The organism is Pedobacter anseongensis, from assembly GCF_037482965.1.
Lineage (GTDB): Bacteria > Bacteroidota > Bacteroidia > Sphingobacteriales > Sphingobacteriaceae > Pedobacter > Pedobacter anseongensis.
The window spans coordinates 39,240-59,838 of the sequence record NZ_JBBHKB010000001.1 but is presented as its reverse complement, the minus strand read 5'-3'; the positions used below and the strand labels follow the sequence as shown (position 1 = coordinate 59,838).

Sequence of the window (20,599 nt, the reverse complement as noted above, 5' to 3'; positions counted from 1 at the left end):
CTATATTTTTACATGTTCAGTTTTCATATTTAGATTAAATATACCCTCATCTGCCTTGTGAAAGTTTTCTGTCCAAATATCTTCTATTTTAAAATTGGTGATGTCAACTCCCCACGACCATAATGTGGCGTTATTTCCCCAACCACCTATTGCCAAATTATAAATCGCAGGTCTCAATGTAAATTTTTCAATGGTAAAAATAGCTTTATATTTTTCGCCCACCTTTGGTTTGCCGGCCAATGCATTCCTTTTAGAAAAAAGTCGATAGCCTTCATTGAATAGGGAAAGTAAAATAATTACATCGTTTAACTCTTCTTTTACAAGATAAGAAATCTCGATAGTAATATCTTCATTCGGATAGAATTCAAGTTTTGTACTAGACTTTCCATTTATCTTAACCTCATAAAATTCTATTAGGGCATTTAAGGGACCACCAAAACTTAATATAATTTTTGATGCATTACTATAGTTGTTATAGTAATTTATGGCTTGAGAAATGTCGGTATTGGAAACCAATTCTCCATTTGCCAAGACAAACCCCTTGTTACAGAGGCTTTTTATACTCCCCATATTATGACTTACAAAAAGCACGGTCCTTCCATCACCCTTACTAACCTCACCCATTTTCCCCAAACACTTTTTCTGAAATTCGATATCTCCAACGGCTAAAACTTCGTCTACAATTAAAATCTCGCTTTCTAAATGCGCAGCAACGGCAAAAGCCAAGCGTACGTACATTCCTGAACTATATCTTTTAACTGGGGTATCTATATATCGTTCAATTCCTGCGAAATCTACAATCTCATCAAACTTACGCGCAATTTCTTTTTTACGCATACCTAAAATGGCGCCATTTAAAAAAATGTTTTCACGGCCGCTTAATTCTGGATGAAAACCTGTTCCTACTTCCAATAGACTAGCAATTCGGCCATTCCCACTAATTTTGCCAGTAGTAGGAGCAGTAACCTTGCTCAAAATCTTTAACAAGGTGCTTTTCCCTGCACCGTTACGTCCAATAATACCTACCGCATCACCCTGTTCGATTTCAAAATTTAAATCTCTCAAACTCCAGACGATATCACTTTCGCCTTTTACGCTTCGGTCGTTCGTTTCGCCGATTTGTAAAAAAGGATCTTCTTTGCCACGCATGCGTGCATACCATCGTTCGAGATCACGACTTATTGTTCCTGTACCAATTTGCCCGAGTTGATAGGCCTTACCTAAGTTTTCTACTTTTATTGCAATGTTCGACATGCGCGTTTTCTAAACAGTATCTACAAATGTTTTCTCAACTTTGTTAAATATTATAATTCCAAAAATTAAAAAGATGAAAGTCATGCCTGTAGCATAACTTAAGCTACCCCAACTAAAACTCCCGTCTCCTAAAAATCCATACCTAAAGGTTTCAATTATCGGGGTCATAGGGTTGTACTCAATAATCCAGCTATAAGCAGGATATTTCTCGATAGCAGCTGATAAAGGATAGATAACTGTGGTGGCATACATTAACAACTGCACACCAAAAGTTACTAAAAAAGCCAAATCTCTATATTTAGTGGTCATCGCAGAGATGATCATTCCTAAGCCAAGCCCTAATAATGCCATTAAAATAACAATTAGCGGAAAGAGTGCGATTGCCCAAGTAACAACGAACTGCGCACCAGTAAAGTAATAATAGGCAATCAACAATAAAAAGAGGATCATCTGAACCCCAAATCTGACTAAATTACTCATCACAATACTTAAGGGCATAATTAACCGTGGAAAATAAACTTTACCGAAAATCGCCGAATTATCTTTAAAAACGGTTGAGGTTTTAGTTAAGCAATCTGCGAAGTAATTCCATGCAGTAATCCCCGCCATATAGAAAAGCGGTTTAGGTAAACCATCTGTAGAAATTTCAGCTAGATTTCCGAAGATGAAGGTGTAGATAATGGTGGTAAATAAAGGCTGAATGAAAAACCATAATGGGCCTAAAACGGTTTGCTTATAAAAAGATACGAAATCTCTTCGGACTAATAGCCCTAAAAGATCGCGATACGCCCAAAGTTCCTTTAACTTAAGATCGAATACGGCGCTTTTTGCCTCTATAGTCCATGTATGATTTTCTTTTAACATAAAATTAATTTTTTTAACTTGTCGGCATATTTTGCATGGCTAAAATGGCTTATACACAACTCTTGCAATGCGAGGGGGTCTTTTTTGTGAGACAAGTTGTCTTTAATCGCCATTGTGATTTCTTCAACTTTATTTGGATCAATTAAGCTACCAAGTTTACCGTTTAATAAGGCATCTGCACTTCCATCTATATTTCCTCCAATACACGGCGTACCACAAGCAGCAGCTTCGATAAACACAATACCAAAGCCTTCTTGTGTACTAGGCATTATAAAAACATCACCTAAGCAAAAATAATTGGTTAATTCTTCATCCTTGATAAATCCGGCTAAAGTTACATGCATTTTCAAATTTAACTTATCAATTAAATTTTGCACTCTTTCTTTTTCAATATGATCTGCTTTTCCAGCTAAGATATAGTGTAAATTAGGAAATTTATTTAAAAGTGTAGGAATCGACATCAGTACGTTATCGTAGCCCTTGTAAGTTTCTTGAGAAGATAATCTTGTTAACGTGAAAAGTACCGGCTGATCAATGGTTAAATTATATCTTTGTAATAAGTGTGTCGGTTTTTTGAACGTTTTGGGTAGCACAAAGTAAGGGTCTAAACAATTATTCAAGATTTTTATAGAATCAGCCTTTAATTGATGGATTTCTACCAATTTTGAAGCAGTAAATGCACTCACTGCCCAAATTTCTACGCTTTGTTGAAGAAATATTTTTTTCCATTTCGGAATTTCTCTCCATAGTTCTATACCATGTGCAAAAACGATGATTTTTGTACCTGGAGAAAACAATTTAATAAGCCTGGCAAAAAGCAAAAGATTAATGTGGCTTAGAATTACCTGATTAGAACGAATACCTTGCAAAAGCGACAAAATGCCAAATTTAATAGCCCCCCCTCGAAACCCTTTAAAGTACCGATTGAGTAAATACTTTTCATTCACATCCGAGTTTCCATCGTGCAAAGAAAACAACTTAAACGAAAGATCGCCATGCCCTTGTAAATCAGAAAGTACTTTTGCAACACACCTACCTACTTTTTCTATTCCGCCAGTTAAGCTAAAGGTGTTAAGAGTAAGGAAAAGAATTTTCTGTGCTTTCATTAATTTTTAAAAACCTGATATAATGCATATGCTTTAGACCAATGTAGCTTTCCAGCTTTAAATCTTTTAATTAAGGCAGTAGTAAATTCGCTTTCTTTATAAAGTTCTGGATCAGTTATCTTTTTATTCTCCCTTAACCAACCTTGTAATGGAAAGGTAAATCCCATTTTAGGTCTATTCCAAATTGCTTCTGGTAAAATATCTTTAAAGCTATTCACTAATAGGCCTTTAGGGATATCTGTTTTGAATTTTATTTCACTAGAAATCTTATAGATTGCCTTCAATAACTCTTGATCGAGAAACGGAACTCTCACTTCGATAGCATGGGTCATGCTCATGAAGTCGGTGTCTTTTAATAACTGGTTCTTCATAAAAAGATTGGTTTCCATCCATGAAGCTCTATCTCCATCTTTAAGTGCATTCACTTCTGGATCAATTGGAAAACTTTCAAGCAACTGATCAATATCGTTTTTCGGAAGTTGAAGTATTTTTGATACTGCTGCTGGTGTAAAAAAGCCTCTTAGAAATAAATATTCGCCAATAGGGTTTTCGTAACTCAAGAAGTAAATGCGTTTTAATTTCTCTGATGGCAATTTATCCGCTAGGCGCAGGATAAATTTTGGAAAGCGTTTCAGTGCTCTTATCCATCCCATTCTTTTAAAAGATGGATATCCCCCAAACAGTTCATCGGCACCTATACCCGATAATACGGCTTTTAACCCATTTTCTTTAGCACATTTATTCACAAACCAAGAGTTGATGGCGTCGTTACTAGGTTGGTCCATTGCCATTAAGATCTCATCAAGGTGCTGTTCTAGATCATTTTTTGTAACTAGGTAAGAGGTGTGATTCCCAGAGGTTTTATCAGCAACAATACGCTGATATTGTTCTTCAGAATAGGCTTGTTCTGCAAAGTTAATAGATAGGGTTTTTAGGTTTTTACCAACAAATTTATTTGCAATTAAAGTTAGTAAACTCGAGTCGATCCCTCCACTTAAAAAAACACCCACAGGCGCATCGGCAATGAGGTGGGCCTTTACAGCTTTTTCTAGACGCTCATGAATCAGGCTATTGGCTTCATAGTTGTCTACAATTGTTACGTTCCGATTTACCTTACTAAAGGGTTCAATCTGGAAAATTGCCTGCTTGTGATCCCATTTTAAGAAGCATGAATTCGGTAACGAAAATACGTCTTTAAGGGTTGTAAAGGGGTGTGGGATATGTCCAAATGATAAAAAATAGGCTTTCCAGTTTTTGTCCTCATTAAATAGGTAATCAGTTGCTTTAAACGCTTTAACTTCGGAAGCAAAGATTAGTTTTCCGTTCTGCGTACTGTAATATAGGGGCTTGATCCCAGATTGATCTCTTACGAGGTAAGTAGAATTGATAGCTTTATCATGAAGCGCAAAGGCAAACATGCCTTCAAGCTTGCCAAATATTTCGACCCCCCAGGTCGAATATCCAGCTAATATAACCTCCGTATCTGTTGCAGTCGTAAAGCTAGCTCCCAATGCTATAAGTTCCTCTTTTAACTCCAGATAATTGTAGATTTCGCCATTAAAAATGATGGATAAATCTTTATAATACATGGGTTGGTGCCCCGCTTCAGTTAAATCGATTAATGCTAACCTTCGGTGCCCAAATACAAAATCTTCGTTCTCGTTATTGCTAATGCCTTCGTCATCCGGACCGCCATGAGCCATATCATTACACATAGCCAGCACATTTTGGTAGATCGAAATGAATTCATCTTTTTTGCTAATAATTCCGGCTATACGGCACATTGTGGGTTATTTATTTATTGAAGGTTTTATATGGCTTCGCCCTCTCAGTCACACTTTTAGGATGTAAACTGTTAAAAATTAGACACTTAATTTACTCTTTCAACGTAAGCCAAAGAGGTATTTATTGTAATCGAATAACCAAGATTTTGTAATCTTAATATTATTTTTTTGTTACTCTTTAAAGATACTAATTCTGCAAGAATTCCCTTAAAGGGTCCAGCTTTTATTAAAACTTTTTCGCCAGGCGATACATCAATTTCATTTATCTCCAAATCTTCTTCAATGGCAAGTAACAATTTTAGGTCATCTATTTGCTTGTCGGGAATTGAGGTAACTATTCCTGAAAAATAGATAAAACGACTAAACCCATGGGTATTTATCACATCGTTGTACTCTTTAGCTGAAATGTAGATGAAAAGATAAGATTTGAGTAAGGGTTCAAGTATAATTTTTTTTCGATCGCTCCATTGCTTCTGCACTTTTCTTAAAGGTAGATAACTAATAATATTCTTTTTCTCTAATGCTAATTGTGTTTTTTTTTCAGCCCTTGATCGTGTGTAAATGGGATACCATTTGTAGGTTTTATCTATCATACCCGATTAACCATTCAACTACTTTTTCTTCCAAAATTCCCACCATTTTTTAGGATCGTTGTCGTAGTAACCTGATCCTGCATAGCCTGAGTAGTCAGAATAATAATACGTACTATTTCCGCCTCCTCTAGAATAATCAGTAGTATAATAATTGGCATGAAGCGAGTCGTCTCCGAAAGCATTTAATACAATTGCCAGATTGCTCAGGCCATACTCACGTGATAAACGTTCGGGAATAGCTGCAGCTCTAAATTGTGATTTTCCGGAGCGAAGCACAAAGAGATTTACATCAGACTGGCGGATGAGGGGAATGGCATCAGATACTAAACCTACTGGCGCAGTATCAACTAGAACGTAATCATATCTGGGGGTTAGGATAGCCAGTAACTCCTTCATTTTGTCGGTATGCAAAAGTTCGGATGGGTTTGGCGGCACTGGCCCAGACGGCATGAAATCAATATTATGAACTTCATCATGTATAATAATATCCGTTAGTTCAGCTTGACCAGATAAATAACTGCTTAAACCAACTTTATTATTACTTCCAAAGGCTTTGTGAAGTTTTGATTTTCTTAAGTCGGCCGCAATTAGAATTACTTTCTTATCAATTAATGCCAAAGTTCCTGCAAGGTTTACAGTTACGAAAGATTTTCCTTCGCCAGAAACTTCAGAAGTTATACAAATTGTTTTACTTTTCTTATGGCTTGCCATAAAGCTTAAGTTGGTTCTTACGGAGCGAACCGACTCGGCGAAAACAGATTTAGGTTTGGAAAGCGATAAAGCTTGACGATTGTTTTTATCGATGTATTCTGGAAATTTGCGAATTACGCCAATGATAGGCGTCCGGGTGAGTGCTTCTACTGTTTCTTTATCATAAATATATGGGTTGATAAATCTAACGAGTAAAATCAGACCAATGCCTACTGCGAAACCAAAAAACAAGGCAGCGATATAGGTGTTTTGGGCATCATTCCCAGTTGGGATAGTATTTTCATAAGCCATATTTACTATTTCAGCCCCTGCAACAACAGCAGCTGTATTCATCTCCGCTTCTAATTGCCTTTCTTTGAGGTACGTACGTACTTTGTTATTAACCTCGTAGGTGCTTTCTAGTTTAATAAAGCTCTGTTCTTTACCTGGAAGGGTAGTGAGCTGCTGATTATATTTCTCAATTTCATTATCAATAATTTGTTGCGTTTTTTTATTCAGTTCAGCTAGAGCGTATATGCTTTTTCTAATACTTTCTTTAGTGGCAGCTATTTTAGCATCCAGCAACTGAATAGGTTCCGAACCGCTTCCATAGGTTTTTATGTTATTTTCTCTCGAATCAATAAGTGAGTTAAAGGTTGTAATGGATGCTAATAAAGTGCCCGATGTTGGCCCTGATATATTATTGTTGGGCACCAGTTTTTCGGTATTGTTATTAAGTTGATCTAGTAATAGCGAAATCCCAACATTTTCCATAACCGCTATTTTCTTCCTTGACTGAGCGTCCGCAAGGTTAGCCGAAATTTCTGTTGTGGCGCTTCTAATATCGACAATATTGTTTTTTATTTTATAGTTCCGTAGATCGCTTCCAGACGAATCTACTTGATCGGTAATATAATCTAATTGCTTCTTTATGTAGGCTACCATTTGGTTTGCCGATTTTTGCTTGTCAATAATATCATTTGTTACATATTCTTTCATAACAGCATTTAACGCATCAGCTGCAAAGGCAGAATTTTGATCAGTTTGACTAACACTCATTACATTTGTAAAGCGGGCAGCTTCGGTGGCAGAAAGCCCGCTTGTAATTCTCCCAATCAGTTCAGCTTCAGAATTGAATTTGAAATAATAGATTTGAGGAACTTTCGAGTTAATGCTAAAAATCATTTGCCCAGCATGAATGGGCTGACCATATCTATAAATGGTAGATTTACCTTTAGCATCTTCTGGAGTTTTTAAGCTAAAGGTTCTGGCATTTATGGGTTGAATTTGATATTCGCCAGTATTAAAATTTACCGAATCTTGTTTAATTATATTTATTTTAAATGGGATGTTCGGGTAAGCTTCAAAACGTCCCCATCGCAAATCGTAATAGTAGGCAATTTTATAGTTTAATGCTTTAACCGCTTTCGAAACTACAGCTTGCGATTTTATTACAAAGCTTTCAGCTTGTATTTTATCGGTATAATTATATACCTGAGAAGCAGCTGCTGAACTAGTTGAGCTAAGCATAGGATTGGTTTCCTTTAGCCTTAACTGTCCAGAGGTTTGATAGTAAGGAACAGTATAGAGTAGGTTTATTTTAGCGATGAGCATAGCAACAATGACACAACCTAAAATCCAATACCAACGACTTAAAAAAACCTTAAAGATTTTATAAAAATCAATAGTTTGGGATACCGCTTTGTGCTCTACTACTTTATTATCTTTTATTTCCATTATTTACTTAAGGTGAAAACGAGTATCACAAGATTAACTACAACTAAAATAGGTTGTATCACGTTATTAAATCTTTGAATTTTTTCCCCGTCTAGTGCGTTTTTATTGAGGTCAACCGTAACTACATCGCCATTTTGCATAATTAATTTAGAGTTTCCAATAATTCGATCATTGGTAAGGTTAACATAAATGGTTTCTTTCCCACGTAAAATTCTTACTGTTCTTGGGTCTGCAGTTTTACTAAGTCCGCCAGCCTGGGAAAGAATTTCGATTAAAGTTGTATTGTCTTTAGTAAGTGGATATTCTCCGGGCGAAGCAAATTCACCTAGCAAATGGACCTTTAAATTCACAATATTTAATTCAATGATGGGGTCAGGCAATAAGCCCCCTTTGCCGTTTCCGGTTATATATAAATCTTCTATTTTCTGTCGGGCCTCGGTTCTGGTTAACCCTGAAATTTTCACTTTTTCTTTTAACGCTGGAAGCCTTACTTGGCCATATTTATCAACAATATAACTTACGGCGGCTTGATCTACAGTATTTGTTGTTGCAACGCTGTTTTGAGAGACTGAAGATGTTGGTTGGGATAGACTGCCGCCCCAATATATATCCTGAAGATTTCTAATCGAAATTACATCACCTTCTTTTATTCGGTAATAAAGCTCGCCTGGTCCTTGATCATTTACTACATAAATATCCTTAACCATCTCAGGATTTACTCCATTTTGAGACTTAAATAGCGCTTCATTATTTGTTGTGCTACATGAATTTAAGAGGAAGACTGCAACAAAAGCCAGTAAATAGGAGAACTTCACATACTTATAATTTGTCATTACGTCTAAATTAATTTGGATAAAGGTCTTTATAAAAAAGAGATAATCAAATACAGGTTGACCTTAAATTTATCCACATTTTGGGCTAAAATGGGCGAAATGTGGATAATTAGCCTTCATGAATTAGCGTCAGTTTAATCTTTAACTGTAGCGAAAAAATAAATAATTTTCTTCTTGGTTTATGCAGATGAGAGTAACTTGTTCCCCAATTCGGGGAAATTTTGTGATTTTTATCTCTTTTATGTGTGACCCAAATCGTATAGTAATTTCATGTTAAATATTCTACTTTTAAGTTAAAACCATTTAGGAAGCATTATTAGGGCAGTTTTTTACGATTTTGTATAATCTACTTAGAGCATGGCACGTGTTTGGGAATAGGGCGTTTAAAGAAAGATTAAATGTTAAAATACGTGAAGAATTTAAGAGTCGGTTTTAGTAGGGTAATGAGTATACGTGAATTTAGAATATTATGGTTAGTAATAATATTGATGGGTTTCACTAAAATGGGGTATTCGCAATCGTACACAATTATTGGATGTGTATCAGACGATACAGGCTATTTATACACTGGCCCCGCAGGAGTGAATAGCCCACGTGGTTATGGCCCTGCATACGAAACAACGCCAGTAGTAACTTCGGGGCAAATAGGTACAGGTATTTATTGTTCACCCGTGGTTTTAGGAAATTGTGTAATCAGGGCTAGAAGCAGATGTACAGAATGTACAGGCCCATATGATTATCAATCAGGAAAAGGAACGGATTACTGGTATGAGCAAGCAGGTAAATTAAAAGGATTTACGAACTGCCCCCTAGATGATTATGTTGGCTTAATGATGCTTGTAGTTGGTAGTGCGGGATTTGTGATGATTAGGAGAAATTTTCTCTAAAATTAAGCCTTCATATTAAAATATGTTAATTTGTGGTTAAGGGCATTAAATTTGTTCTTACACAAAGATGCGCTTCATTTATTTCATTTCGCTTTTTGTAGTTTTTTTAATAGGAGTAGTAGAATGCAGGGCTGAAACGGTAACTGGTTGTAAGATTGGAAACGATGAATTTCTTTATACAGGCTATCAAGGCCAACAACCGTATCCCGTTAGTCAGTGGTATATACCTACTTTTCCTACCTATACGCTTCCTAAGAAAGATTTTTTACAGGCATGGTACAACAACTATTCGAGTTGCCCACAGTTTGTTGGTAATCCGAGCTATGGAGCGCAATGTGCTGTACAAGGCATCACAATTGTATCGAATGGACAGGTGAAGAATTTAGGCAATACCATTACCTACACCATCACCTATAATTGTCCACTAGATAGATATGTAGTCGTTTTGTTCTTTGCCATTAGTGCTTCTTCGGTATTTTATATTCGAAAAATCTCGGCTTATTCCTCTTAAATCTCAACGGCATGGCAATTGCTTACCGCTTTTCAAATTCTAAAATTTGAGATTGTAGTGAAAAAAGAGTATTTAATCGTTGTTTTAACATTTGTTTTAGTAGTTATTGGGAATACCAATCTTTTTGCGCACTATCCGCCTAGTTGCAATCAAACTGATTGTGGATTAATAGTAGGTAGTAAATTTTATTCATCATATTATACCCCAGGTAATCCAGATGGTACACCTGTAAGTGCCGGAAACGGAACATGGACAAGGACTTCAAATTCAGCTTGTGGTACCTATAGGTATAACCGTGTGAATTATACTTTATATCCTCATAAATTCATTTGTTCTACTGCTTTAGATACAAATCTTTATTATTTAATTGCGGGAGTAGGACTAGTTGGATATTTTGCTGTAAGGAAGAAAGCCCATCTTTTTTTTCCCATTTAATTAGCTGATTTTTTCAAGATTGTAAAATGTTAAGTAAAAGGATACACTTTTTAACAAATTTTAAGATGAGCAAAACTGGGGAAATACGAGTATTTTTTTTCTCAAAATTCCACGCATTTAAGTATCAAATTTTTTTAATTGTAAAGAAATTCATATTATAATATAAACGGAAGATAATATACCTTGTCTAGGCAATTTTTAAAACCTAAAGGAATTATTTTTCTTAAAAATTACAATTAAGGGTATTTTATTTAAAATATTTTATCTTTAAAATCGTCATATTTGTAATTAATGTTTTAATATTCATCTTAATTGCTTATTTAGAAAAAAATTAAAGGCATTAAGTTTGATAAATCTAATGCATAGTTGCCGTATCCAAATGAAGAAATTGCTCGTCCTATTGATATTAACGTGTTGCACTACACTTGCCATTGCAGATATTTCAGGCAATGGATGTAAAATTGGTCACGATTATGTGTATACGCAATATTTAGGCACGGCGCCAGCGTACAATGGTACACCGCCAATAATTTATTACAAAAGCAACGGTCCCAAAATTCCTATTTATTGGGGTTATGGCTTTAATGAACATCAGGGATATAGATGCGGATACATTAATGTGTACGGGGCAAGTAGTTATTACGACTACGAAAAAAAGCAAAATGTGCCAATCCCAGCCGAAAATGAATTTAACTACTTAGGGAAGCAATGTGTTATTGCACCATACTTAGGCGCCCCTCCCGTAGCAACAGATAGTTACGTTTCTTATTCTTATATGAAAACGGATAAATGTAATCCAGTTCCAACCCCATTAGATAACTATACATGGTTTATCTTAATTGGAACCGCTATATTAGGTACGGTTTTCTTGAAAGTGAAATCTTTAAAATAAAATGTTAATTTACACTAAAATTTAGTTCTTACATTCCAATTTCTATTTTTACTTAAACGAAGATGCCTAATCAATGCTATTGAAATGAAGATATCTATAATTACTGTAGTATATAACGGCGAAGCTTTTCTCGAAGATTGTATTAAATCTGTAATCGCTCAAGATTATGCAACTATTGAATACATTGTTGTTGATGGAGGCTCAAAGGATGGAAGTTTAAAAATTATTGATCGGTATAAAGAACACATTAGTCAATTCATTTCTGAAAGGGATAATGGAATGTATGATGCTTTAAACAAAGGGATAAGAATGGCAACTGGTGAGGTAATAGGAGTATTGCATGCCGACGATATGTTTGCTTCATCTGATGTAATCCGCTCGGTTGCAAACTGTTTTATTTCTCAAAATCCAGATGCTCTATATGGAAATTTGAATTATGTTGATCCACTTAATACCCATAAAATAATTAGAAAGTGGATTTCTAAACCCTATACAAATAGAAGGATATTTTTGGGCTGGATGCCAGCTCATCCTACGTTTTATGCAAAAAAAACGCTATTTGAAGCCTTTGGGAATTACTCCTTAAATTATGATAGTGCGGCAGATTATGAGTTAATGGTTAGATTTTTATTTAAGTATCATGTAAAAGCTGTGTTTTTAAATAAACTTATTGTTAATATGAGAACAGGTGGAATGAGTAATGCGACACTAAAGCATCGATATAAAGGTTTGGTTAATGATTATAAAGCACTTGTTGCCAATAAGGTTCCATTTGCTGCCATCACCATTGTGTTAAAAAAATTAAGTAAAATAACACAGTTTGTTCATTAAAATAATTAACTTACACTACCAATAATTGTTAACTACCATTGATTTTTAATTAACCTTCTCTACATTTTGGAATTATTAGCAGGGAATCTACTTTACTATGTTGCCATCGTTGGTTTAGCTTTTCTTTTAGCTTTATCGGGCATCCCTTCTATTATTCAAATTGCTTTGAAGTATAGATTGTTTGACAGTGCCGAAAGTCATAGAAAATCGCATCGTTTGCAGATATCTAGATTAGGCGGCGTTGCTATCTTCTGTAGCTTTACCATTACCATTTTATTATTTGCCACAACTGTTAAATATCAAGAAGCAAATTTTTTAATAACATCATGTATTATTCTTTTTGGCTTAGGTTTAAAAGACGACCTGTATGGCGTAGGGCCAAGTACCAAATTCTTAATGCAGATGATTGTAGCTATCATTTTAGTCGTATTGGGCGGTTTTAGGTTAAGTAGCTTATATGGCGTGTTTTTTCTTTGGGAGGTAAATGCGCTTTGGGGAGGGCTTTTTTCTATTGTACTTATTATTTTTGTAAATAATGCTTTTAACTTAATCGATGGTATCGACGGACTTGCAGGTACGATTGGGGTGATCTCAGCTCTGAGTTTTGGGGTATTTTTTGCCATTGGAAACGAGATACCCTATGCTTTCATTGCTTTCGCTATGACTGGCGCAATTGCCGGATTTTTAGTCTTCAATTATTCGCCAGCAAAAATTTTTATGGGCGATACTGGTGCCCTTTTAATTGGACTTGTTTCCGTAATTTTAGCGATTAAATTTATCGAACTTAATAAAATCGGAGATGTTCCAAATCCAAATTTTTATTCGGCACCTGCTATTGCAGTTGCCGTTTTAATCGTTCCTGTATTCGATTCATTACGTATATTTTTTATCCGGATTTTACATAAAAAATCGCCTTTTAAGGGAGATAGAAATCATTTACATCATCGATTGCAACAATTAGGCTTTAGTACAAAAAAAATATTAATTAGCCTCTCAATATTTAATTTGGGCATGATTTTCTTCGCAGTAGCACTCCAAAATCTAGGGAATTTTGTATTGATATCGCTATTATTCGGTATTTCTGTAGTGCTTAACTCGATAATAACTTACAGCTTAGGCAAGAAAAATAATCCTCAATATCAATTGAGAGACATTCTATTTACCGATACTTTTAATCGGAAAAGTGCGGAGATATAGGTAGTTTTGCGGTATGAACATCGCAATAAATGGTTTTGGCAGAATTGGTCGCACTTTTTTACGTACTGCCGTAGAACGTGGATTAAATGTTGTTGCTATTAACGACTTAACCACCCCATCTACATTAGCTCATCTTTTTAAATACGATTCGGTTCACGGGCAGTTTAAAGGGGATATACATTTTAATGAGGATCATTTAATAATTAATGGTAATGAAATTAAAATTTACAACTACTCGAATCCAGCTGAATTACCATGGTCATCCTTAGCAATTGATCTTGTAATCGAAGCCACAGGAAAGTTTGCCAATTTAAATGGCGCATCGCAACACTTAACTGCAGGAGCAAAGCAAGTGCTGATTTCGGCGCCTGCTGCAGAGAAAGAAATTCCTATGGTAGTGATAGGGGTAAATGACCATCTTATCGACTTAACAGCCAAAGTGCTGTCAAATGCATCGTGTACTACAAATAATGTGGCTCCAATGGTGAAAATTCTAGATGATAATTGGGGAATTAAGGATGGATACATCACCACTGTTCATTCTATGACCGGCGATCAGAGCCTACACGATGCGCCACACAAAGATCTGAGGAGAGCAAGGGCAGCCTCTGCTTCTATCATTCCAACGAGTACGGGGGCTGCAAAAGCGATCACGAATATTTTCCCACATTTGGAGGGGAAATTGGGCGGAGCTGGGATTCGTGTTCCCGTTTTAAATGGCTCGCTAACGGATTTTACCTGCACTTTAAAAAAGAAAACAACCATAGAAGAAATTAATGTAGCTTTTAAAAAAGAAGCTGAAGGAGGTATGAAATCCATTGTACAATACACAATTGATCCAATTGTTTCTGTCGATATCATAAATAATACGCATTCTTGTATATTTGATGCTCAACTTACCTCTATTGTTGGCGATTTGGTGAAAGTAGTAGGCTGGTACGATAACGAATCAGGTTACTCGAACAGATTAGTAGATTTAGTAGAAAAAATAGCTTTAGCAAATGGTTAGATTTATTTCGGCGCAGGAAACTTTAGATCTAAGAAGTAAAATATTGCGAAATGGACTTTCTTTGGCAGATTGTATTTTTCCAACCGATCAAATTGAGGGTGCGTTTCATTTAGGTTGTTTTGTAGACGAGTTGTTAGTTTCTGTCGCTTCTTTTTTTCCAAATCATTACCAAGACAGAAAAGGGCTTGGCTATCAGTTACGTGGAATGGCAACAGCGAAAGCTTTTGCGGGCAAAGGGTATGGCGCCGAATTAATAGATTTTGCAATTATCCAACTTAACGCTGCTAAAGCTAACTATTTATGGTGCAATGCCCGCTCAAGTGCCATCGAATTTTATAAAAAAAAGGGCTTTGAGCTCAGCTCCGATGAGTTTGAGATTGAAGGTGTTGGGCCACATTATGAGATGATTATTAATTTAAAGTAAATATGAACACAATAGATCAGTATAATTTCAGGGATAAAAAAGCATTGGTTAGGGTCGATTTTAACGTGCCATTAGACAAAGATTTTAATGTTACCGACGATAAAAGAATGCGAGCCGCATTACCGACGATCACTAAAATATTAAATGATGGCGGCGCAGTAATCTTAATGTCGCATTTAGGTAGGCCAAAAGGTGGTCCTGAAGAAAAATATTCACTAAAGCACATTTTGGGCGATTTATCGAGAATGTTCGATTTTTCGGTGAAATTTGCCAACGATTGTGTGGGCGAGGATGCAGAAATGAAAGCAAAAAATCTCTTTCCTGGAGAGGTTTTGCTTTTAGAAAATCTACGTTTTCATCCTGAAGAAGAAAAGGGTGATTTACGGTTTGCAGAGCAATTGGCACTGCTAGGTGATGTGTATGTAAATGACGCCTTTGGAACTGCACACCGTGCACATGCATCGACTACTATTGTTGCTCAATTTTTTCCGAAGGCAAAATATTTTGGTTACCTGATGGCGGAGGAGTTGAAAAATGCAGAAAAGGTAAATCATGGTGCCACAAAGCCATTTACTGCAATTATGGGTGGGGCTAAAGTATCGGATAAGATTTTATTAATCGAGAGTTTATTAGACAAAGTCGATAACCTAATTATAGGCGGTGGAATGGCTTATACCTTTGCGAAAGCGCAAGGCGGAAATATCGGCACGTCTTTGCTAGAAGAAGATCGTATGGCCCTATGTTTAGAATTGATAGCAAAAGCAAAAGCAAAGGGAGTGAATTTGGTATTGCCTGTTGATACCATTATTGCCGATAAGTTTGATAATGAGGCAGCTAAAGACCAAGTAGATAGCGGCAAAATTCCTGATGGATGGATGGGTTTAGACATTGGTCCTAAAACAATAGCCCTATTTACCGATGTGGTAAAAAATTCTAAAACACTTTTATGGAACGGGCCAATGGGTGTTTTTGAAATGGAAAATTTTCTAAAAGGAACAAAAGCCATAGCCGAAGCTGTAGTTGCAGCAACTAAAGATGGTGCATTTTCTTTAATTGGTGGAGGCGATTCTGCCGCTGCTATTGCAAAATTTGGTTTAGAAGACGAGGTTAGTTACGTTTCTACCGGTGGTGGAGCACTGCTCGAATACATGGAAGGCAAAGAATTGCCAGGCGTAAAAGCTATTCAAGACTAATTTTCGTTTAAATAAGTCGCTAGTTTTAGGCGGTGTTAGACTATTTATAGTTTGATACCGCTTTTTTTTGCTAGCATTATCACAATTGCTAGTAGCGTGCTTCCTTCGCTTGAGTTAAGAATACAATCAGAATCCCCCGAATTTTAATCGGGTATGGAGCATATTTGGCGATTAAACCGAGGGCTTGAGGAGATCATTAATGCCGATAGGCAATGAAATGCGGATCAGAAAATGCCTAAATATCGATTGAAATACTTTTTCTGCAATGGCAATGTGGGATATTTTTTACAAAAAACAGTTAAAAAGAACATGAAAATGCAGATTTAAAATGTTGAAAACTTTTTTGTGGTAGAAAGTGGTAAATTGTGGTAGAAGTATTTATTTTTACACTACATAAAATGTGTAGGTGGTAAAATGATACAGCTATTAGGAGAATTTGATTGTAAGTTAGATGCGAAAGGACGCCTTATGGTGCCGTCGAGTCTAAAAAAACAATTGCCTAATGTTGAGAAAGAAGGCTTGGTGATTAACCGCGGCTTCGAGAAGCACCTGGTTATCTATCCAAAAAAAGTTTGGGAAGGTATTGTAGCTGAGTTAAGTAAGTTAAATCAGTACGAGAAAAAAACGCGTGAGTTTATTCGCTTCTTCACCCGTGGTGCTACAGAATTAAACGTAGACCAAACTGGAAGAGTGTTATTGCCTAAATCATTATTAGAATTTGCGGGTATTAATGGCGATGTGGTTTTAGCTTGCCAGTTCGATAAAATCGAGGTGTGGTCTAAAACGGCTTACGATAGTTTGCTCGATAACGAACCTGAGAATTTTGCAAATCTGGCCGAAGAAGTAATGGGTGGTAAAAATAGGAGGGATGAAGATGGGGAATAATTACCACGTACCTGTATTGTTAAATGAATGTATCGAAGGCTTGGCCATTAAACCTTCGGGTGTATATGTAGATGTAACCTTTGGGGGAGGTGGTCATTCGAGAGCGATCTTAGATAAACTAGATAAGAACGGAACCTTAATCGCGTTTGATCAAGATCCAGATGCGCAACAAAATAAGATAAACGACTCGCGTTTCATTTTTGTAGACCAGAATTTCGGATACCTCAAGAATAACCTTAGGTTATTAGGCTATAAAAAAGTGGATGGTATTCTGGCCGATCTAGGTGTTTCGTCGCATCAATTTAATGAGCCCTCGAGAGGGTTCTCTACCCGATTTGAGGCCGATTTAGATATGCGGATGGACAAGCAACGTCCATTAACCGCTGCGGTAGTGCTAAATACCTATACCGAAGATAAACTACATAAGATTTTTGGAATTTACGGTGAGGTTAAGAACGCAAAATCGTTAGCTAAAACAATAACTACTTCTCGTTTAGAGCAGCCAATTTTAACCTTGGCCGATTTTAAGAAAGTCATAGCTCAGCATATACCCAAGGGGAAAGAAAATAAATACATGGCGCAGGTTTTTCAAGCACTACGTATTGAAGTGAATGCGGAAATAGAAGTTTTAGAAAATTTTTTAACTCAAACTGCAGATGTTTTAAATCCAGGTGGTCGTTTAGTGGTGATGTCTTATCATTCTTTAGAAGATCGTCCGGTTAAAAGTTTTATCGCAAAAGGAAAATTTAGAGGTGAGGTAGAGAAAGATTTTTTCGGAAACGAACAAAAGCCTTTTCAGGCCATTACCCGAAAAGCAATTGTAGCAAATGCGAAAGAACTAGAGGTAAATAGCAGATCGAGAAGTGCAAAATTGAGAATTGGGGAACGACTTTAAACCGAGGCAGATGAATAACCAATTCAAGAAAAATAGAGAAGAGGAAGAACTAGCGCTTCTTGAAGCAGAAGAGAAGGAGGTGCAAAAACCAGTACAACCTGAGGGTAATACCATGGTTTTCTTCAGGAAACTTTTTACCGAAGGAGTAGTAAGCAAAGAAGCTGCAACGGAAGTGCTCCCATTTTTGGTGTTTTTGTGTGTGTTAGGGATGATTTATATTGGCAATAGCCATATGGCGATAACCAATATTAGAAATATAGATAAGTTAAAAAAGGAAGTTACAGAATTAGGATACGAATACAAATCGCTAAAAGCCGAGTTAATGTTTAAAAGTAAATTAACAGAGGTAGCGAAAAAAGTAGATACGCTAGGTATAAAGGAACTGATTGAGCCGCCTAAAAAGATTATGGTAGAACGATGAACATTAGAGCAAACATATTATTAAGAGTGTATTTGGCATTTGGCCTTATTGTACTTTTTGCCTTTGCTGTACTGTTGAAGTTGGGGGATGTGCAATTTATTCAAGGTGCGAAATGGCGTGCTATGGCCGATAGCTTGTCGGTAAAGGAATTTGATATCGAAGCCGCCAAGGGAAATATTTATTCGAACGACGGAAGTTTATTGGCCACTTCAATTCCAGAATACGAATTACGTATGGATATGTTAGCTGGGGGAATTCAAGATAAAGAGGTGTTTTATAGCAAGGTCGATTCTTTGGCCATGAAATTAGCCCAGTTTTTTAAAGATAAAAGTGCGAAAGACTATTCAAGAATTTTAAGAAATGCAAGAGAAGAGAAAGCAAGATACCTGCTCATTAAACGTAAAGTCTCTTATCAAGATTTGAAAGTTGTGCGGACTTTCCCGTTATATAACATCGGAAAACGTGGGGGTGGATTGATAGCTATTCAACAAAATAAACGTATTCATCCTTTTAAATCTTTAGCATTCAGAACTATCGGTTATAATAACGAAAATGTTAAAAATCCAGTGGGTTTAGAGGGCGCTTTTGGTGAATATATTAATGGAGAAAGCGGAAAGCAGTTAATGCAGCGTATCTCTGGGGGAGTTTGGGTTCCAATAGATAATGAACTAGAAATTGCACCGAAAGATGGAGCTGATATTATTTCGACCATCGATATTAATATGCAAGATTTAGCGCAAAGTGCATTAGAACAACGTCTTAAAGAAACCAATGCTCATCATGGAGTGGTCATCATTATGGAAGTGGCAACGGGAGAAGTAAGAGCGGTGGCTAATTTTACCGATGTTGGAGAGGGTGTTTATAAAGAGCAATTTAACTATGCCATCGCAGGAAATCAAGATCCAGGGTCGACATTTAAGCTCGCCTCTTACATGGCTTTGCTAGATGATAAGCTGGTTGATACGAATTCGATGATCCAAACCGGTTACTATCCTGTTCCAGGAAACAGAAAGGTAATTACAGATTCGCATCCTAAAGTAGAAACGGTGACGGTTAAAAGTGCATTCGAGAGTTCATCGAATGCTGCTATTGCAAAATTGATTAATGAACATTATGGTGCAAACCCAAAACGATTTACCGATCATTTATACGATTGGCATTTAAATGTGAAAACTGGCCTTCAAATTCCTGGCGAAGCAAAACCTGTAGTGAAAAATCCAGAAACATTCAGGAGTTGGAACAAATACCTTACGCTTCCGCAAATGGCATATGGCTATGAAATGATGTTAACACCATTAAAGATGCTAACCTTATATAATGCCATTGCGAATAATGGAAAAATGGTAGCGCCAATTTTTGTAAAAGAAATTAGACGGTTAGGTAATCCAATTAAACAATTTACCGCACCTGTGTTAAACGATAAGGTTTGTTCTGAAGAAACTCTAGGAAAGCTTAAAAAAATGATGGAGGGTGTGGTTGAAAATAAAGGAGGAAGTGGCCATAACGTGGTGTATAATCCACTTTACAGAATTGCTGGTAAAACAGGAACCGCACAAGTAGCAGATGATAATTTGGGTTATAAGGCTAAAAAACAATACCAATCTTCATTTGTGGGTTATTTTCCAGCAGATAAGCCAAAATACTCGATGATTGTGGTGATTAACGATCCAAAGAATGGGGAATATTATGGAGCTGCTGTTTCGGGTCCCGTATTTAGAAAGGTTGCAGACCGAATTTTTGCAAGTGACCCCACTATGTATGGAAATGTGCCTCAAAACTTGGCAGGCAATACGGTAGCTCCAGAAGCCAAGGCGGGTCATAGCAGAGCTACCCGTAAGGTATACAACGCTTTTGGTATAAAAACTTTATATGCAGCGAAATCCGACTATTTCAATACACTAGATACTACAAATGGTATTATTTATCAAGAAAATACCCCAGTAAAAGGAGTAATGCCGAACGTAAATGGCATGGGTTTAAAAGATGCGATGTATTTACTAGGCAACGCTGGTTTAAAAACAAGGGTAAAAGGAAGTGGAAAGGTAGTGCTACAATCGATACAGGCTGGTAGTTCGATTGGCAAGGGAACGTTAGTACAAATAGAATTACAGTGATAATTTGTGAATTAGTTAATTAACAAATTGGGAAAACCAGCAAC

At 36.4% G+C, this 20,599-nt stretch carries 20 protein-coding genes; 13 read left to right on the top strand and 7 right to left on the bottom strand.

Annotated features, from left to right (window positions below; translation table 11 throughout):
* From WG904_RS00245 to WG904_RS00215, 7 genes are all read right to left on the bottom strand, one after another.
* Positions 1 to 1,254, bottom strand: a complete 1,254-nt coding sequence (locus WG904_RS00245; RefSeq protein WP_339577291.1) for an ABC transporter ATP-binding protein — start codon at positions 1,252 to 1,254, stop codon at positions 1 to 3.
* 9 nt (positions 1,255 to 1,263) lie between these two features.
* Positions 1,264 to 2,118 (bottom strand): ABC transporter permease, encoded by an 855-nt coding sequence (locus WG904_RS00240; RefSeq protein WP_339577290.1) that lies wholly within the window; start codon positions 2,116 to 2,118, stop codon positions 1,264 to 1,266.
* On the bottom strand, positions 2,112 to 3,224 hold the full coding sequence (locus tag WG904_RS00235) for a glycosyltransferase family 4 protein (protein ID WP_339577289.1): 1,113 nt from the start codon (positions 3,222 to 3,224) through the stop codon (positions 2,112 to 2,114). Before WG904_RS00235 ends, WG904_RS00240 begins: the two co-directional genes overlap by 7 nt.
* Positions 3,224 to 5,008 carry an asparagine synthase (glutamine-hydrolyzing) gene (asnB, locus tag WG904_RS00230; protein WP_339577288.1) on the bottom strand — a complete coding sequence of 595 codons (1,785 nt, stop codon included), beginning with the start codon at positions 5,006 to 5,008 and terminating at the stop codon, positions 3,224 to 3,226. Before asnB ends, WG904_RS00235 begins: the two co-directional genes overlap by 1 nt.
* 86 nt (positions 5,009 to 5,094) lie before the next feature.
* A complete protein-coding gene (locus tag WG904_RS00225) occupies positions 5,095 to 5,601 on the bottom strand; it encodes a UpxY family transcription antiterminator (protein WP_339577287.1) in 507 nt (168 codons plus the stop codon).
* Between the two features lie 18 nt (positions 5,602 to 5,619).
* Complete coding sequence (locus WG904_RS00220) at positions 5,620 to 8,028, bottom strand: polysaccharide biosynthesis tyrosine autokinase (protein ID WP_339577286.1); 2,409 nt, start codon at positions 8,026 to 8,028, stop codon at positions 5,620 to 5,622.
* Positions 8,028 to 8,861, bottom strand: coding sequence for a polysaccharide biosynthesis/export family protein (locus WG904_RS00215; RefSeq protein WP_339577285.1), 834 nt, complete (start codon positions 8,859 to 8,861; stop codon positions 8,028 to 8,030). The genes WG904_RS00220 and WG904_RS00215 overlap by 1 nt, the downstream gene beginning before the upstream one ends.
* 488 nt (positions 8,862 to 9,349) lie before the next feature.
* On the opposite strand from WG904_RS00215, the gene WG904_RS00210 reads away from it, so the two are divergent.
* The 13 genes from WG904_RS00210 (at position 9,350) to WG904_RS00150 (ending at position 20,555) form a co-directional block, all read left to right on the top strand.
* Positions 9,350 to 9,748: a hypothetical protein gene (locus WG904_RS00210; RefSeq protein ID WP_339577284.1), complete on the top strand. Its 399-nt coding sequence runs from the start codon at positions 9,350 to 9,352 to the stop codon at positions 9,746 to 9,748.
* Positions 9,749 to 9,815: 67 nt separating this feature from the next.
* Complete coding sequence (locus WG904_RS00205; protein ID WP_339577283.1) at positions 9,816 to 10,259, top strand: hypothetical protein; 444 nt, start codon at positions 9,816 to 9,818, stop codon at positions 10,257 to 10,259.
* Positions 10,260 to 10,316: 57 nt separating this feature from the next.
* Positions 10,317 to 10,694 (top strand): hypothetical protein, encoded by a 378-nt coding sequence (locus WG904_RS00200; protein WP_339577282.1) that lies wholly within the window; start codon positions 10,317 to 10,319, stop codon positions 10,692 to 10,694.
* 379 nt (positions 10,695 to 11,073) lie between these two features.
* Complete coding sequence (locus WG904_RS00195) at positions 11,074 to 11,586, top strand: hypothetical protein (RefSeq protein ID WP_339577281.1); 513 nt, start codon at positions 11,074 to 11,076, stop codon at positions 11,584 to 11,586.
* 84 nt (positions 11,587 to 11,670) lie between these two features.
* The gene (locus WG904_RS00190; RefSeq protein ID WP_339577280.1) at positions 11,671 to 12,417 is read left to right on the top strand and encodes a glycosyltransferase family 2 protein; all 747 of its coding nucleotides are present in this window, start codon (positions 11,671 to 11,673) and stop codon (positions 12,415 to 12,417) included.
* A gap of 66 nt (positions 12,418 to 12,483) precedes the next feature.
* Positions 12,484 to 13,614 carry an MraY family glycosyltransferase gene (locus tag WG904_RS00185; protein ID WP_339577279.1) on the top strand — a complete coding sequence of 377 codons (1,131 nt, stop codon included), beginning with the start codon at positions 12,484 to 12,486 and terminating at the stop codon, positions 13,612 to 13,614.
* 13 nt (positions 13,615 to 13,627) lie between these two features.
* Entirely contained in the window at positions 13,628 to 14,623 is a 996-nt protein-coding gene (gene gap, locus WG904_RS00180; RefSeq protein ID WP_339577278.1) for a type I glyceraldehyde-3-phosphate dehydrogenase, read from the top strand.
* Positions 14,616 to 15,047, top strand: a complete 432-nt coding sequence (locus tag WG904_RS00175) for a GNAT family N-acetyltransferase (protein ID WP_339577277.1) — start codon at positions 14,616 to 14,618, stop codon at positions 15,045 to 15,047. The genes gap and WG904_RS00175 overlap by 8 nt, the downstream gene beginning before the upstream one ends.
* Before the next feature lie 2 nt (positions 15,048 to 15,049).
* A complete protein-coding gene (locus WG904_RS00170; protein WP_339577276.1) occupies positions 15,050 to 16,240 on the top strand; it encodes a phosphoglycerate kinase in 1,191 nt (396 codons plus the stop codon).
* Positions 16,241 to 16,654: 414 nt separating this feature from the next.
* Positions 16,655 to 17,125, top strand: coding sequence for a division/cell wall cluster transcriptional repressor MraZ (mraZ, locus tag WG904_RS00165; protein ID WP_339577275.1), 471 nt, complete (start codon positions 16,655 to 16,657; stop codon positions 17,123 to 17,125).
* A complete protein-coding gene (gene rsmH / locus WG904_RS00160) occupies positions 17,115 to 18,020 on the top strand; it encodes a 16S rRNA (cytosine(1402)-N(4))-methyltransferase RsmH (protein ID WP_339577274.1) in 906 nt (301 codons plus the stop codon). Before mraZ ends, rsmH begins: the two co-directional genes overlap by 11 nt.
* A gap of 10 nt (positions 18,021 to 18,030) precedes the next feature.
* Positions 18,031 to 18,441, top strand: a complete 411-nt coding sequence (locus WG904_RS00155; RefSeq protein WP_339577273.1) for an FtsL-like putative cell division protein — start codon at positions 18,031 to 18,033, stop codon at positions 18,439 to 18,441.
* Positions 18,438 to 20,555: a penicillin-binding protein gene (locus WG904_RS00150; RefSeq protein ID WP_339577272.1), complete on the top strand. Its 2,118-nt coding sequence runs from the start codon at positions 18,438 to 18,440 to the stop codon at positions 20,553 to 20,555. Before WG904_RS00155 ends, WG904_RS00150 begins: the two co-directional genes overlap by 4 nt.
* Positions 20,556 to 20,599: the final 44 nt, after the last annotated feature.